This is a genomic window from Acidithiobacillus sp. 'AMD consortium' (assembly GCF_008926505.1).
Classification (GTDB): domain Bacteria; phylum Pseudomonadota; class Gammaproteobacteria; order Acidithiobacillales; family Acidithiobacillaceae; genus Acidithiobacillus; species Acidithiobacillus ferridurans.
On the sequence record NZ_CP044411.1, the window covers coordinates 1,563,341 to 1,578,246 of the forward strand.

Below are 14,906 nucleotides of genomic sequence, written 5' to 3' on the forward strand. Positions count from 1 at the left end.
ATTTCATGACTGCTGTTATCGCCCTGGTGGGGCGCCCCAACGTGGGTAAATCCACCTTCTTCAATCGCCTGACGCGCACCCGCGAGGCACTGGTGGCAGACCTCCCGGGCCTTACCCGGGATCGCCACTATGGTACCGCGCAGTTTGAAGGGCGCCAGTATCTGGTGGTCGATACCGGTGGTTTTGAACCGGAAGAGCGGGAAGGTCTGGTAGCGGCCATGGCGGCGCAGACCCGCCTCGCCATCACCGAGGCGGATGCCATTTGTTTCCTCGTGGATGCCAAGGAAGGACTTTCCACTCAGGATGCGGAAATCGCTCAGGAGTTGCGTCGCGGGGGTAAACCCATCTATCTGGTCGTAAACAAGATGGACGCGAAAGGCGCTGTGAGCGAACTGCCTGAGTTTTATCGCCTTGGTCTGGGTACGCCTTATACCATTTCCGCTGCTCATGGGCACGGCGTCGAACCGTTGCTGGAGGCAATTTTTTCCGATTTGCCGACCCCTGAGGATGACATCGCAGACGCGACGAGAAAGGGGCCGCGTATCGCCATGCTTGGTCGACCCAACGTAGGGAAGTCGACGCTAGTCAACACCATGCTGGGTGAAAAGCGCGTTCTCGTTTTTGACGAACCCGGAACCACACGGGACAGCATCCGTATTCCTTACGAGCGCCAGGGAAAACCCTATGTCATGATCGATACTGCTGGCATGCGGCGCCGCGCGCGGGTCGGCGAGGGGCTCGAAAAACTGAGCGTATTGAAGACCCTGAGTGCGCTGCGCGAGGCAGATGTGGTGCTGCTGGTGCTGGATGCGCGTCTGGGCATTGCCGAGCAGGATGCCCACTTGGTGGGTGTCGCGGTCGAACTGGGGCGTCCCATTGTGGTGGTGGTCAACAAATGGGATGGCATGAACCCCGAAGAGCGCAAGGCCGTAAAGCAGGAACTGGAAAGACGGCTGGACTTTATTCGCTACGCGCCGGTCTATACCATATCCGCTTTGCATGGTACGGGTGTGGGTGATCTCTATAAGAGTATCGATCAGCTATGGATTGATTCCCGTCGTCATTTCTCCACAGCCGAACTGAACCGTGCCCTGGCCGATGTGATCGAGACCCATCAACCACCCATGGTGGGTGGGCGACGCATCAAACTGCGTTACTGTCATCAGGGGGGGGAGAACCCCATCACCCTGGTGTTTCATGGGAACCAATTGACGCGCCTGCCCGGCACCTACAAACGTTATCTGGAAAGCGCCTTCCGCAGAGCCCTTCATTTGGAGGCTGTGCCCCTGCGTCTGGTCTTCCGACAGGGAGAAAATCCCTACGACCCGCAACCAAAGAATGGGAGACAACATTAAATGAGGGAACGCATCCCGGGCTGGTGGCGCTGGGCGTTCGCTGCAGTGTGCATTTATACGGCGATCCTGGTGGGCAACCGTTATCTGCCTGTTAGTCCGCAGATGCTCTGGATACGCGCCGGTGAGTATGCGCTGTGGGCCGCCATAACGCTGGGGGCCATCGCCCGATTTTTTCCTGCCTTGACGCCTTACGGCTGGCGGCCGGTCACCATCTTCCTGGGCGCGGTACTTTCAGGACTGGAAATCTTTATCGGGACGGGGCCTGACACGAAGGTGCGGGTGGATGAATGGATGACGGCGCTGATTGGCATTGCAATCATCACCATTCTGGCGCGTGTTTTACCCGTTGCTTTTACGCGTTTCTGGTTTGGTCAGGAGGTAGCTCGTCATGGACCTATTGTTCCTCCGCCACGCTGAGGCGGAAGACGCAGATAATGGTGGATCTGACTTTGAACGTCAGTTAACTGCGCACGGTCGGGCGAGTGCGGAGGAAACGGCAGACGGGCTAGCACTCTGCATCTGTAACCAGATCGCATTGCGGCGTAGCCCTCTGGTACGGACCAGGGAAATGGGTGCATATCTGGCTGCCGCTTTGCTACCGTCCCTGGCCTGGCGGTAATGGCGGCATGTTGTTGTTAACGTTTAATCCTGCAGACGCCAGTCCGTTGACAGACTCTCCTGCTGTCGCCAAGGTTTCCGGGCCGAATCATGATACAATGGTCTTTGTTGTCATAAAAGTGACATAAATCTTTCATCAAAGTGTCATATTACTATGTTAGATTGCCCTTCGAGTTTCGCTGAAGATGGCACTATCGTGCTGTCTGGATGCGGGATGTTCTGTGGATAAGTCGTAAATCAACGTATCTGCCATCTTTGGAGGCCTTATGCTGCATCGCTTGAAAGAAGAAGTAACACGTAGTGTCAAAGGTGCCGTAATTCTGTCCGCGTTGGGCCTTTCTGCCCTGTATGCCCTGCCTGCTTCGGCAGCTCCGACCATCTCGCTGTTGGAAACCGGCTCCACCCTGCTGTACCCACTCTTCAATCTGTGGGTTCCTGTGTACACCAAGATGAACCCTGGCATTCAGATCACCACCCAGGGCACGGGCAGCGGTACCGGCATCGCTGAGGCGATCTCTGGGGTGGCCCAGATCGGCGCTTCTGATGCCTACATGAGTGACGCTCAGATCAAGCAGCATCCCAATATCCTGAACATCCCGCTGGCCATCTCCATTCAAATGATCAATTACAACGTTCCCGGTCTGAATAACGTGCATCTGAAGCTGTCCGGTCCGGTGCTCGCAGGCATCTACTCCGGCAAGATCACCAACTGGGATGATGTGGCCATTGCTAAGCTGAATCCCGGCATAAAGCTGCCCAAGCACAAGATTATTCCGGTGCATCGTACCGATGGATCCGGTGATACCTTCATTTTCACCACCTATCTGTCTGATACGACCCCTGCATGGAGCAATAGCGTGGGTTACAGCACAACGGTGAGCTGGCCAGCAGTCCCTGGTGGCATTGGTGCGGAAGGTAACCCCGGCATGGTGCAGGCCCTGAAAACGACACCTTACGGTATCGCCTATATTGGCATTAGTTGGAAGAAGCCAGTGGAAGAGGCCCATCTGGGAATGGCCATGCTGGAAAACCGCGCCGGCAAGTTCGTACTGCCGACGGTGGCGAATGCCAAGGCTGCAGCGGGTGAGATGGTACAAAAGACCCCGGCTGACGAGCGGATTAGTCTGGTCTATGCACCAGGTGCCAATTCCTATCCCATCATCAACTACGAATATGCGATCGTCAGCAAGACGCAGCCCAATACCGAAGTGGCTATGTCCATGCGTAAGTTCCTGAACTGGGCTATTGATCCGAAGGGTGGTAATGCGCCACACTTCATCACTGCAGTGAACTTTGTGCCGCTGCCCGATAGCGCTGCGAAGCTTTCCCGCAAGCAGATCGCGGAAATTCAGTAAGGGTTGTGCCGGAGCCGGGGCTGTGTACCCTGGCTCTTCCCATCTCCCATGCAGGACTCCTCTGTATATTTTTATGATTATTGATGCCGACTATCCAGATGCTCCAAGTGCCGGGAGATTTGTGGGATGAAAACTCCTGTATTTAGAGTAGGGCTGATCGTTACGGCTAGCTTTTTACCGCTTTCATTAATTGCATTGATTGTATTTTTGGTCATTTATTCATGGCCGGCTATTCAGTTTAATCAGCTTCATTTTTTGTGGACGAACGACTGGAATCTGGGGAATCTATATGGTAACCCGGTTGATGTACACGGCGCGCAGATCATGCCCGGGGCAAAATATGGGATCTGGTTTCTTGTCGTTGGCACCATTGTCAGTTCGATACTGGCCATGTTGATGGCGATGCCTATAGCGATCGGGGCGGCATATTTCCTGAGTGAAGGGGTGCGCAAATCCTGGGCCGGCCCGTTGTCTCTTTTCGTTGATTTGCTGGCGGCCATTCCCAGCGTCGTTTATGGACTATGGGGATACGCCCTGCTGGTACCGCTTTTTGGCCAGACTATTTTCCCCTTTATGGCCAAGACGTTTTCTTTGATTCCGTTCCTCGGCGGTGATCCGGGGAGTGGCTATGGGCTGCTTACTTCGGCCTTTGTGCTGGCGGTAATGATCATTCCACTGATTTCTGCCACCCTGCGAGAGTCCATCCAGATGACGGAACCTGCTTTGAAGGAAGCGGGTCTGAGTCTGGGCCTGAACCGCCTGGAGGTTTTCTGGCATATCACCCTGCCCAAGTTGAAGACCGTGTTGATCGGAGTGGGTATTCTCGCCCTGGGCCGAGCCCTGGGAGAAACCATGGCGGTTCTGATGGTCAGTGGCAATGCGCTGAATTATCTGCCCAACAACATTTATGCGCCGATCTCCACCATGGCCGCATTTATTGCTTCACAACTGGATAGCGCACTACAGGATCCGACGAATATGGCCGTTGAGGCGCTTTCGGAAATTGCCCTGGTGCTCCTGGTCATTACGGTGGTAGTGAACTTTGCAGCGCGTTTACTACTGTGGATGGCGAGGGTACGCTGATGGCCAGCAAGACAGTTGAAAGCAGCATTACCACCATATCCCGCGCGAAGGGCTTCAAGGTATCTTTATACAGGCGCATAATGTCCGCATTCGCTTGGTTGTTCGTGGTGTTCTCGTTTCTTTTTCTTGCGGCGATGTTTATTTCCATTGTTGGGGACGTGGTCATTCACGCATGGCCGGCGTTGACGCCAAAATTGTTAACGGACATTACCAATGGTATCGGTGGTGGTCTCAAAAATGCTATCGAGGGCTCCGTTGTCATGTCCGTCGGGGCGTTGCTGCTGGCGGCACCAATCGGCATTTCTGCCGGAATATACCTGAGCGAGCATGGATACGGCGGAGCCGGAAAAATGCTGCGTTTTCTTTCCGATGTGCTGGTCGGCATCCCGTCCATCGTGCTGGGCTATGTCGGCTATATCACCATGGTCATTTATCTGGGTTGGCAGTTCTCGGTAGCGGCTGGAATCATCACCCTGACAGTGATGTTGCTGCCCTACGTCGCCCGCTCCACCGAACTGGCGATGGCCAATATTCCGCTGGCGGTACGTGAGGCGGGTTACGGCCTGGGCGCGGGCGAAGGGCGTGTAGTGCTACAGATACTCCTGCCAGGCGCGGCACCGGCGATCATGACGGGGCTTTTTTATGCCGTCGCGCTGTCCATGGGAGAAACAGCGCCGCTCCTGTATACGGCGGGTTGGTCCAACTACATGTGGAATGGACAGTTTACCAAAGAGCCCATCGGCTACCTGACCTACGTCATATGGACGTTTATCAACGAACCTTTTACTGAATCTCATATGCTCGCATTTGCAGCGGCTTTTCTGATTACCGGGGGCGTGCTGATCCTGATCCTGGCCGGTCGCTGGTTACTGATACGCGGACAACGTCGCATGGGCGTTTATCAGGGATAAGAAGGCCGGTGTGCTGCCCCTTATTTCCGCGCGCAACCGGGGAAGATCCCGTTGACTTGCTGATCCTCTGCGCCCGCCAGCACCTCTTTGGAGCGGGCCAGGAACTCGGCAGCGCGGCCCCGGTCGCTATTGTCGGTGGTTTGCCAGATAGGGAAGAGGGTGTTTTCTTCGCGGTTTTCATGTTTGGCCAGGGATCCGGAAAGCACTGCGCAAATAGCGGGCAACATACCATAATCCTTTTCCATCAACGTCTCTTCCACCAGTTTGGACTGGACGATGATGCTGTCGTGTTCAAGGAGCATGTCCGCAAGTGGACCTTTTATCTCTCCGCCACCCAATATCGGACCGAGGATATTGTTCTCCAGATGGACGTGGCGGCGGAGACCGATCCAGTAATCGCTGAAGAGGGTTTCTGCATCGGTGATCCGATTTTGGTTGGCGGCAGCCAGAATGTCAGCAAACTGGCAGTCCAGGCGGTAGTGATCCCAGGTCAGTAGGTCTACCACATCCTTGGCTTCCGCTTCGGCGCGAGGTCGTATGTCTATCTGCCAGAGTTTGCCATCCGTTTCAAAACGCCAAGAGATGGCATCGCGCAACTGAAAAGCCACTGCCCGCATCATGGCGCTAGGATCCGTGTCCGCCAATACCCGTACCTGCTGCCCTATTGCCAGGCGGATCGTAGCGGCGTAAATCAGGGGTTGCGCCACCGCGTAAGGCATGCCACACACGTCGATCACGTTCTGGGCCGAGACTCTGGGTGCGGGCGATATTGCTGATTGAATTGACATGGTGTGAAGTCCTTGATAGCAAGTTCGGCGGTGCCTGGGACGGCAACAGACCCTAACTTATGGTGCGTCTGCAGAGAAAAGCACGCCGGTCCATCATGATGAAGTCTGGAGACCGGGATTGCAATACGGGTAAGCCCGTCCGTCACCGGACCGCTTTCCCTGGGCGTCAGGAGTGCGATATCTCGCCTCATATGATAGATTACAGCTTAGCAGTTGGCGCATGCCGAGATCCGTAGAAGAGCTCCGCAAAGGCGAGTGCCAGAAAGGCGCTAGCTCAAATTTATTTCGCTTATCTTACCTGAAATTAGGCAGAAACTAATGTTTAAAAAGTCACTGGTGATCATGGCTCGTACATTATTGGCAGCGTGGTTGGTATCGTCTATTTCGGCTTGTGCAAAAAAAACACCTCCTTCGTCAACCTCCACAGGAAGCGCGGCGACCGCTACTGCAACGTCCAGCATGACTGCCACACCCTCTAAAATGACTCCGAGCGATTTCTGGCAACTGATGGGGAAAAAACTTACCTATATCCAAGAGGGCCACCAGGGGCCTGTCGTTTACGATTTTACGGATACAAATTGCCCATTCTGTCATCTTTTATATGTGACCGAAGCCCGTCTCATTCGAGAAGGAAAATTGACCGTCCGCTATGTCCCTGTCGCTATAATAAAGCCCAGCAGCATGCCGGAGGCTGCCGCCATATTACAGGCTGATAACCCTGTAGCGGCCTTACAAAAGGCCGAAGATGCCATTGCTAAGGGCATGAAGACAGGCAAGCCAGCCAACCTCGCACGAGCTACGGACGCAATCGGCAAGGCGTCACCAAAAACCATCGCAGCGATCAAAAAGATAGAGGCAAACAATGTATTCTTGCAGGAAATAGGCGTCGACGATCTCCCGGATATTATTTATCTGCCCAAAAAAGGCAAGCTTGGTCTGATAACGGGATTGATAAGCGAGAAGAAGCTCACGGAACTGCTACCGCAAATTCAATGATCTGAATAAAAATGCTGCCATCAGGCTGCCGTCTCCAGATCAAACGCAGTGAGCCGGTGCGTATCGACGTCCGTATAGTGGACTTTGGAATTTGGCGGAATTTCTTACGCCATTTTAACCAGAGTTGATATAACCTCACGATGCAATCACTCAGCACAGTATGGTGGGTCCTTCCTGGTTTGTTCCTTGCCGGTATAGGTGCCGGGTTCGTCAATGTTCTGGCGGGTGCGGGGTCCATGCTGACCCTGCCTGCGCTCATTTTCGTGGGCCTTGATCCAATCGCCGCAAACGGCACCAACCGCATCGGCATCCTTTTGGAAAATCTCACCGCAGCGCGCACCTTTTACCACCATAACCTGGTGGATCTGAAAATGGGAATAAAGCTGGCGCTGTGGACGCTGCCGGGCGCCATGCTGGGCGCCATTGCAGGTATCCATATCGGCAATCTCTGGTTTCAGCGTATATTGGTGATTGTACTGGCAGTTAGCACTGCCACAATGTTTCTTCCAAAATTTGCTACCGGAGAATCCACACGTCCAGATGGCGATGCGTCGCCCTGGCTCTACCCAACGCTGCTCGCTCTAGGGTTTTACGGTGGCTTTATGCAGCTCGGTATCGGTTTTCTCTTTATCTTCGCACTGCGCCATTTCCTCACCAGAGATCTCGCCCAGGTAGCCGCTTATAAAACCCTAATTATCGCATTGTACACCTTACCGACTCTCGTTATCTTTGCCTGGATGGGGCAGGTTCACTGGGGTGCGGGCATCGTCATCGGTATGGGTGGTATGATTGGTGCGAGACTGGCCACGAGGCTTACCATGAGTCGCCGCGGAAAACTGTGGGTCAAGGTAATAATGGCGATAGTCATACTTGCGATGGCTGTCAGGCTTTGGGTTTGACAGCGAAAGCGCAGTTCGCATCGCATAAATCGCATCGCGTATTCGTGTAACCAATTGGTTTATAAGATGGTGCCCAGGGCCGGACTCGAACCGGCACGGCATAAGCCGAGGGATTTTAAGTGATTATTGTAGGCGTCCCACCTAATCCCATGCGGTTTGTTGATAAGAACGGCATCGATAAAAAACAGTAGCTTAGTTGTTGTTCTTTTCCTGATTTATCCCTTGCAATCCCGCCCAAGCCCGCTATAATTCCTATCAAAGACTTATCAAAGGATTCAGGCTATGGCGACCAAGACAGCACTCACCGACCGCGAAGTCAAAGCGGCTATCGCATCCGGGAAATCCGGCTGGTTGAATCAGAACATGGGCGCAGGCGAAGGCAGTCTATCGCTTCGATACTGGCCGACAGGGGCGACGTGGTATTACAGCTATAACGTGCGTGGCAAAACCCGCCGTATCGTCATCAAGCCCGATTCAGGAACCGCACAGTTGCTGACCTTGGCGCAGGCCAGAGCAAAGGCTCTTGAGCTCATCAAAGAGCGCCGCGATGCCCCAGGCGGCGACTTACTCTTGCACCAGAAAATGCAGACCGAGGCCGCGCTACGTTCCAAGGCCGCTCACGAAGCAGAAGAACGTGCCCGCAGTCTCAGGACCGTTGAAAAGCTCCTGAACAATTACCTGGATAACATGCGGGCGCGAGGAAAAATCAGCACAGGTTCCGTAGCCAATGAGTTCAATAACCTTCTGCGGGACTACCCGGCGCTTGCCGACCGCGATGCAGCCAGTGTAACGCCGCTTGAGTGGGTGGGCATCCTGCGGCGATATGGAAAAACGGACGGACACACCGATAAAATGCGGAAGCTACGTTCCTACCTTAGAAGTGCATACAGCACCGCGCTCCGTGCCGACCTGGACCCGCTACAGGACGCCAGTGCAGGCATGATGCTTACCACAAACCCGATTGACGGCATCCCGGCAGGCACGTCCAGGGCGAGGGATCGCAACCTGAGCGAGCAGGAATTCAGGGCGCTGTGGGCACGGTTGAGGGCAGACAGCCACCCGTTATCTCTGGCCTTGCAAGCTCTGATTTTACTTGGCGGCCAGCGGTACACGCAGCTTATTCGGGCCACCGTGCGAGATTATCAAGATGGCGAGCTCACCTTGTACGATCCCAAAGGGAGACGCGCCACGCCAAGGAAGCATGTATTACCCGTTCAGGGTATGGCTAAGGGGCTGCTGGATGAATTCGCCAACCGCTCTGCGCTTCTCGGTACGGACCTGCTGTTCACCATCACTGGTGCCGGCCCGGCGCTTCTCGATAGTGCCAGTCGCTACATCACGGATCTGAGCAAGGCAATGGTTGAGCGTGGCGAAGCGACCGATACGTTCCGTCTGAGCGATATACGCCGGAGCCTTGAAACCATCATGAGCGGCAAGCTCCGTATCAGCAAGGACGACCGGGCGCAGTTGATGAGTCATGGCGTATCTGGGGTGCAAGACAAGCATTATGACAAAAGTGCCCACATGGACGCCAAGGCGGAAGCTCTTGCCAAGCTGGAAAGGTGGCTGGTGCAAGATACTGCAATAGTCGTACCGCTCCGGGCTGGGGGTGCGGGATGACCGTCCAGGCGATGAATACCCGGCAATTCATTGATGTGGCCACAGATACCTACGTCAGAGGGCCAGAGCACCGGGCCTACGTGAACCGACGCGCAGACGTGTCAGCGCCCTTGGATGATTATCTGGACCAGCTCTGGGGACCGAGCTTTACGCCGCAAGAGGCCGATCTTTACAAGGCCGTACAGCAACAGCTTATTGACAACATCCTGTCAGGGGCCATCAAAACGTATGCGTGGCCTATGCTGGTGCCGGATATGCGCCCGACCATCGAAACCATTGAAACGGATTCCAGCGTTATCCTTTTGGCGGACTTTCAGAAGTGGGTAAAGAAGAATAACCCCGCAGCGCGTGCGGATTGGCTAGACCTGATTATGGACGCCACGCAACCTACCGGAGATCCGGTTCAGCCGGACAGCCCCGGCATGCCGGTGGTGCAGGTTCGCACGAAGAAGCCGCGCGGACCCGTTCCAAACGCAACAAAGAGCGCGGCTTATTTGGAAGGCGGCGAGAGGCTGGTGGCCGTGGCGCAGGAACTGGTGGACAGCGGCCAGAAGTTGACAGCCGAAACGCTAGGCAAAGCTCTTGAAAAAAAATACAGAGGCACAAAAGCGTCAATATGGAAGAGAGACTACGTAGCAGAAGCTACGATGGCATCAATAAAAAGCCAGACCACCCATGACTAATTGTTACTGGTAATAGCTCAGCAACAATAGGTAACAGCTTTTCCATTCGCAGTGAAAACACGAAACCGGCCTAACCGCCGGATTTTTATTGTCTTTAGTCCGGCATCAATAGAGCACGGAAGGGACATAACCGGACATTGTTGCACGACACAAAATAGGGGATAGATTGGGTATCGGTATTCATTTAGAGGACCGATACACATGAAAACAATTACCGAACAACGCGGGTTACGCGCCCAGGCAGCGGCGAAGTATTGCGGGCTGGGAAGATCAACTTTCTTGCGGTATGTCAGCGAGGGCAAAGCCCCGCAGCCCCGGAAGTTATCACCCGGCGCAGTTGTGTGGTTAAGGGATGAGCTTGATAAATGGCTGGAGGCGGCGGCATGAGCGCCGCCCAAAAGAAAACCGGGGCGGGCACCCCGGCGGCACACAGCAACACACTCGCACAGAAGCATACCAGCCCACGCGGTCGCCGTGCAATTTTCCATCTCTGGACAGCGAGCAGGGCAGTCCAACACGCTGCACTCACCGCCGACGACCTGGCGCTGATCCGGGAAGCCCTGGCCGAAATTGCGGGGGTGCTGGGATGACCCCTACCAACGAAGTGTTAAGCGATATGGCCGCATGTGGCCTGACGCCAAGCAAGCCGGACACAATCGAGTTCGATACTCCCGGCATCGTTCGCTACCACGTCCAGGGCGATAAACCCGGAACCCGCAACGGTTATTGGCGTGGGTTCAGCGATGGCCGACCTGCTGGCATTTTCGGAAGCTGGAAAACCGGCCAGACGCATCACTGGGTACATGGCGCGTCCACTGCCACCGATGCCGACCGCGAGCGCATACGGGCCATTCAGCGCGAACGTGAACAGGAACAGGAAGCCCGCCATGCGGCAGCCTCAGCCAAGGCTATCAGTATATGGGCCGATGCAGCGCCAGCGGACCCAGCGCATCCGTATTTGCAGCGCAAGGGCGTTGCGCCCGGTATTGCCCGCCAGCGTGGAGACATGCTGATTCTGCCTATCGTGGATTTTCCGGGGCCCTTACGCGGGATCCAGACCATAAGTCCTACAGGTGAAAAACGCTTTACCAAAGGGATGCACAAGCAAGGCGGTTTTATTCCAGTAAATGGGAAGAAGCCGGAGCCGGGAAAGCGGCTGCTGATATGTGAAGGCTGGGCCACTGGTCAGAGCTTGGCAGCACTCTCGCCGGAGGCCGTGGTCCTCGCTGCGCTGGACTGCGGAAACCTTCAGGCCGTGGCAGTCGAAGCCCGCCGCCGATTCCCCCAGATTGATTTGGTTGTCGCTGCGGACGCTGACGAAATCGGGATGGCGAAGGCAAAAGCCGCCGCCGTTGCCAGCCATGCGAAATGGATCTGGCCGAGGTTCCCGAAGGATGCACCAGAAGGACTCAGCGACTTCAACGACTGGTCGGTATGGCGGAAATCTCAGGGGGTGGCGCATGTTTGACGATTCCGAAGATTGGACGCAAAACATACCGCCCTATGGCGATGACTTCGAGCCGCCGGCGCCGCACCGGTCAGTTGTCCCTGATCCTGTCGCTGGTGCTGAAGACCTGCCGGAGCCGGAGGCGCCAGTGGATTCAACGACGGTTGCAATGGCCGAGCTTCTAGCCATCGCCCAAGCGGGAGACGCGCCAGCATTCTGGAGATCGCTCAAGCCCCATGCCGCGACGTTGAAATCGCTCATGGATAACGATCCCGGCGAATACCAGGCTTGGCGCGCAGAGATTAAATCAGCGTGCAGCAAGATCAATGTGGGGACACTGGACAAATTTATTAGCCCCTCCGGTGGCGACGGCGACGGCAGCCAAGCCACTGAGCTGGCGGATTTGGCCGCATCCCGTTGTGAACTCTGGCATGATGGAGATGGTAACGGTTTTGCCAGTTTGGAACGCGACGGGCACCGCGAACATTGGCGCGTTGACTCCACCGGCTTCCGGGATTGGTTGTCCTGGCTGGCTCATTCTGAGATGGGCACGGCACCATCAGCGGAGACCGTAAAAAGCGCCTGCAATGCTCTCGCCGGTCAAGCCAAGTTTGACGGTGACGAGCACGAACCTCGGCGGCGGGTCGGCAAAGACTCCTCCGGGTACTGGCTGGATGTTGGAGATGACCAATGGCGGGCGATTCTGATAACCGCGACCGGCTGGCGCATCATGAACGATCCGCCCGTACGATTCATCCGAACCAAGGCCACCAGGGCGCTTCCCGAGCCGGTATCTGGTGGCAGCGTTGACGTGCTCTGGAATCTGGTGAACGTGCCGAAGCAGGAAAGACTGCTGGTGCTGACGTGGATCCTCGAGTGCTTCCGGCCAGATACCCCCTACGCCCTGCTGGAACTCACCGGGGAACAAGGCGCGGCGAAGTCCACAGCACAGCGCACATTCCGGCGCTTCGTTGACCCTAACCAAGTGGAGCTACGCGGGAAACCAAAAACAGTTGAGGATATCTACGTCAGCGCCAGCAACTCCCACTTGCTCAGTTACGAAAATCTCAGCGGATTGTCGAACGACCAGTCCGACGCGCTTTGCACCTGCTGCACGGGTGGAGGTTACGCGGCGAGACAGCTTTATACGAATGGGGAAGAATCTACGCTCACGGCGCATTGCCCTGTGGCGCTGAACGGCATTTCCCCGGTCGTGCTCCGCCCCGATCTGCTGGATCGCGCAGTCTCTATAACCCTGCCCGAGATCATGGTACGAAGAACTGACGACGAGATCAGTACGGCCACCGAAGCGGCGGCACCTGGAATCATGGGTGCTCTGTTGACGCTGTTCAGCGAAGCCTTAGCCATCCTGCCTTCGGTAAACATCCCCCCTGAACAGCGGCCACGCATGGCGGATTTTGCAACGTTGGGTGAAGCCATCGCCCGAGTGCAGGGATACACGGAAGGCCACTTCCTCGCTCTCTACACCGATCACCGACGCACCGCGATAGGCCGGACGATTGATGCAAGCCCCGTAGCGGCGGCGATGGTGGCCTATGTGGATCGCGGCAATCGGTACGTGGGCACCGTCAAGGGATTGCTGGAAATACTCACCGAGCACAAGCCGGATCACGAACGAGACGAATACTGGCCGCGCAGCCCAAAAGGGCTTGCGGATGCCATGCGGCGATATGCCCCGGCGCTTCGTCAAATGGGGATCATCGCCCGCGTGGACAACACCCGGCGGAAGGATGGGGTTCATTGTGTACTTCACGTACAGGCACCGGACTATTCTCCCCAGCCCCAAGTACCGGGAAATGAAGTTCACCAAGTTCACCAAGTTCACCCATCCCAGAAACCGGAACCCCAAACAGTGGAAACCTGCCCCCAATGCGGCGGCTCAGGTTGCCCGTTGTGCTGGGATACAGATGATGATCCCGCTGCCGGCGCTGATGATTTAGTGGACGGTGAAATATGAGCGCGAAAAAGCTGCTGATCGAGATCACGAAGGCGGGCGGCACCATCGCCGCCGAGGGGGACAAGCTCAAGTTTCAGGGCATCCCCGCCCGGCTGGTCCACATTATCAAGCAAAACAAGGCTGAATTACTGGCTGAACTGCAAAAGGTGAACGTGGTGAACATGGTGAACATTGATTCCGGCTACTTGCCCCCGGCAAGAATAGTCTGTGACGCGGAACCGATGTTCACCCCGCTTCCGTCTGATCAATGCGTGGACGATTACGCAATGGCCGAACGCCTGGCGATTCAGGCCGAGTCATCCCTTGGCGAAGATCCCGGCGATGTTCCCGGCTTCGCTGACATGACTGAACTCACCCCGGAACAACATGGCGCCATCCTCCACCGTCTCATGAATGCGGCACCGGCCATGAGCACCACTGATACCACCCCAGCCGATACGATGCAGCCAACGCCAGCTATGGCCCCTCAGCGGGTATCCTGTGGGCAATGCTGCCGCTTCCAACCTGGACCGCAACCGCTATCCATTGGCCGATGTTTGGCGACCGTGGACGGGCAACCGCCAGCCGGGAATCGTGGAGACTACCGAGCGGCTTTTCCAACGGCACCGCGTCAGTGCCCTGAGTTTTCGGGGGTGCAATCATGATTTGTGAGGCCAGCCACCTTTTCAGGAGAACGAATGCCGTTGTCCACTCGCTGAGGCGCGCGCTGGACGTACTGGGCTGCCGCCTGCCCAGAGAGGCCGTTATCCATCTGCCGTACTGCTGGCATAACGTCCCAAACACCACCGACATGGTACTGCTGAATCGGGAATACCGGCCCATTGGCGTTGCTGGCGATTGGGTGAATTATGCCGATCATCCCGAACTCATGGCCCCGCGCCACATGGTTCATTCCGACTACCTGACCGCCGCAGTGCCCAGCCACACATTAAAGGATGTGGCCTTGCGTACCATGTTCTGCAACCCCGGCCCCGATCCGCGCCGCTGGTTTTTCAACGATGCCACCGACCCACGACGCGGCAAGAAATATCGGCAACGGCTGGCGGATTTGATAGAGAACAATCTCAACGCTCTGGAGGAGCTGCAATGAACGCCCAGCAAGCCCCCATACAGCCCCTACAGCGCACGCAATCAGCCGAGGTGCTACCCAAATGCAACGCAAAGGAGAAAACA

At 56.0% G+C, this 14,906-nt stretch carries 17 protein-coding genes; 16 read left to right on the forward strand and 1 reads right to left on the reverse strand.

Annotated features, from left to right (window positions below):
* The first annotated feature begins 5 nt into the window (after positions 1 to 5).
* The 6 genes from der to pstA all read left to right on the forward strand — a co-directional run bounded on the left by der (position 6) and on the right by pstA (position 5,322).
* The gene (der, locus tag F6A13_RS08110) at positions 6 to 1,355 is read left to right on the forward strand and encodes a ribosome biogenesis GTPase Der (protein ID WP_151528143.1); all 1,350 of its coding nucleotides are present in this window, start codon (positions 6 to 8) and stop codon (positions 1,353 to 1,355) included.
* On the forward strand, positions 1,356 to 1,772 hold the full coding sequence (locus tag F6A13_RS08115; protein ID WP_126605580.1) for a hypothetical protein: 417 nt from the start codon (positions 1,356 to 1,358) through the stop codon (positions 1,770 to 1,772). It abuts the gene before it with no gap.
* Positions 1,744 to 1,974: a histidine phosphatase family protein gene (locus tag F6A13_RS08120; protein ID WP_126605581.1), complete on the forward strand. Its 231-nt coding sequence runs from the start codon at positions 1,744 to 1,746 to the stop codon at positions 1,972 to 1,974. Before F6A13_RS08115 ends, F6A13_RS08120 begins: the two co-directional genes overlap by 29 nt.
* A gap of 265 nt (positions 1,975 to 2,239) precedes the next feature.
* On the forward strand, positions 2,240 to 3,328 hold the full coding sequence (gene pstS / locus F6A13_RS08125) for a phosphate ABC transporter substrate-binding protein PstS (protein ID WP_126605582.1): 1,089 nt from the start codon (positions 2,240 to 2,242) through the stop codon (positions 3,326 to 3,328).
* A 126-nt stretch (positions 3,329 to 3,454) separates the two neighbouring features.
* Positions 3,455 to 4,411 (forward strand): phosphate ABC transporter permease subunit PstC, encoded by a 957-nt coding sequence (pstC, locus tag F6A13_RS08130; protein ID WP_126605583.1) that lies wholly within the window; start codon positions 3,455 to 3,457, stop codon positions 4,409 to 4,411.
* Between the two features lie 80 nt (positions 4,412 to 4,491).
* The gene (pstA, locus tag F6A13_RS08135) at positions 4,492 to 5,322 is read left to right on the forward strand and encodes a phosphate ABC transporter permease PstA (protein ID WP_225981767.1); all 831 of its coding nucleotides are present in this window, start codon (positions 4,492 to 4,494) and stop codon (positions 5,320 to 5,322) included.
* A gap of 20 nt (positions 5,323 to 5,342) precedes the next feature.
* Here pstA and F6A13_RS08140 read toward each other — a convergent pair whose 3' ends face one another.
* On the reverse strand, positions 5,343 to 6,110 hold the full coding sequence (locus tag F6A13_RS08140) for a DUF2249 domain-containing protein (protein WP_126605585.1): 768 nt from the start codon (positions 6,108 to 6,110) through the stop codon (positions 5,343 to 5,345).
* Between the two features lie 318 nt (positions 6,111 to 6,428).
* Here F6A13_RS08140 and F6A13_RS08145 point away from each other — a divergent pair, with 318 nt between their 5' ends.
* The 10 genes from F6A13_RS08145 to F6A13_RS08185 all read left to right on the forward strand — a co-directional run bounded on the left by F6A13_RS08145 (position 6,429) and on the right by F6A13_RS08185 (position 14,823).
* Complete coding sequence (locus F6A13_RS08145; RefSeq protein ID WP_113525591.1) at positions 6,429 to 7,106, forward strand: thioredoxin fold domain-containing protein; 678 nt, start codon at positions 6,429 to 6,431, stop codon at positions 7,104 to 7,106.
* A gap of 140 nt (positions 7,107 to 7,246) precedes the next feature.
* Positions 7,247 to 8,005, forward strand: coding sequence for a sulfite exporter TauE/SafE family protein (locus F6A13_RS08150; RefSeq protein ID WP_113525590.1), 759 nt, complete (start codon positions 7,247 to 7,249; stop codon positions 8,003 to 8,005).
* A gap of 282 nt (positions 8,006 to 8,287) precedes the next feature.
* Positions 8,288 to 9,625 carry an integrase family protein gene (locus F6A13_RS08155; RefSeq protein ID WP_126605586.1) on the forward strand — a complete coding sequence of 446 codons (1,338 nt, stop codon included), beginning with the start codon at positions 8,288 to 8,290 and terminating at the stop codon, positions 9,623 to 9,625.
* Complete coding sequence (locus F6A13_RS08160) at positions 9,622 to 10,308, forward strand: hypothetical protein (protein WP_126605587.1); 687 nt, start codon at positions 9,622 to 9,624, stop codon at positions 10,306 to 10,308. The genes F6A13_RS08155 and F6A13_RS08160 overlap by 4 nt, the downstream gene beginning before the upstream one ends.
* Positions 10,309 to 10,509: 201 nt before the next feature.
* Positions 10,510 to 10,695, forward strand: a complete 186-nt coding sequence (locus F6A13_RS15985; RefSeq protein WP_126605588.1) for a helix-turn-helix transcriptional regulator — start codon at positions 10,510 to 10,512, stop codon at positions 10,693 to 10,695.
* Complete coding sequence (locus tag F6A13_RS15360) at positions 10,692 to 10,898, forward strand: hypothetical protein (RefSeq protein WP_172959385.1); 207 nt, start codon at positions 10,692 to 10,694, stop codon at positions 10,896 to 10,898. Before F6A13_RS15985 ends, F6A13_RS15360 begins: the two co-directional genes overlap by 4 nt.
* Positions 10,895 to 11,776 (forward strand): toprim domain-containing protein, encoded by an 882-nt coding sequence (locus F6A13_RS08170; RefSeq protein WP_172959386.1) that lies wholly within the window; start codon positions 10,895 to 10,897, stop codon positions 11,774 to 11,776. Before F6A13_RS15360 ends, F6A13_RS08170 begins: the two co-directional genes overlap by 4 nt.
* Positions 11,769 to 13,733, forward strand: a complete 1,965-nt coding sequence (locus F6A13_RS08175; RefSeq protein WP_126605590.1) for a hypothetical protein — start codon at positions 11,769 to 11,771, stop codon at positions 13,731 to 13,733. The genes F6A13_RS08170 and F6A13_RS08175 overlap by 8 nt, the downstream gene beginning before the upstream one ends.
* Positions 13,730 to 14,377 carry a hypothetical protein gene (locus F6A13_RS08180; protein WP_126605591.1) on the forward strand — a complete coding sequence of 216 codons (648 nt, stop codon included), beginning with the start codon at positions 13,730 to 13,732 and terminating at the stop codon, positions 14,375 to 14,377. Before F6A13_RS08175 ends, F6A13_RS08180 begins: the two co-directional genes overlap by 4 nt.
* Positions 14,374 to 14,823 carry a hypothetical protein gene (locus F6A13_RS08185; RefSeq protein ID WP_126605592.1) on the forward strand — a complete coding sequence of 150 codons (450 nt, stop codon included), beginning with the start codon at positions 14,374 to 14,376 and terminating at the stop codon, positions 14,821 to 14,823. The genes F6A13_RS08180 and F6A13_RS08185 overlap by 4 nt, the downstream gene beginning before the upstream one ends.
* Positions 14,824 to 14,906 lie beyond the last annotated feature (83 nt).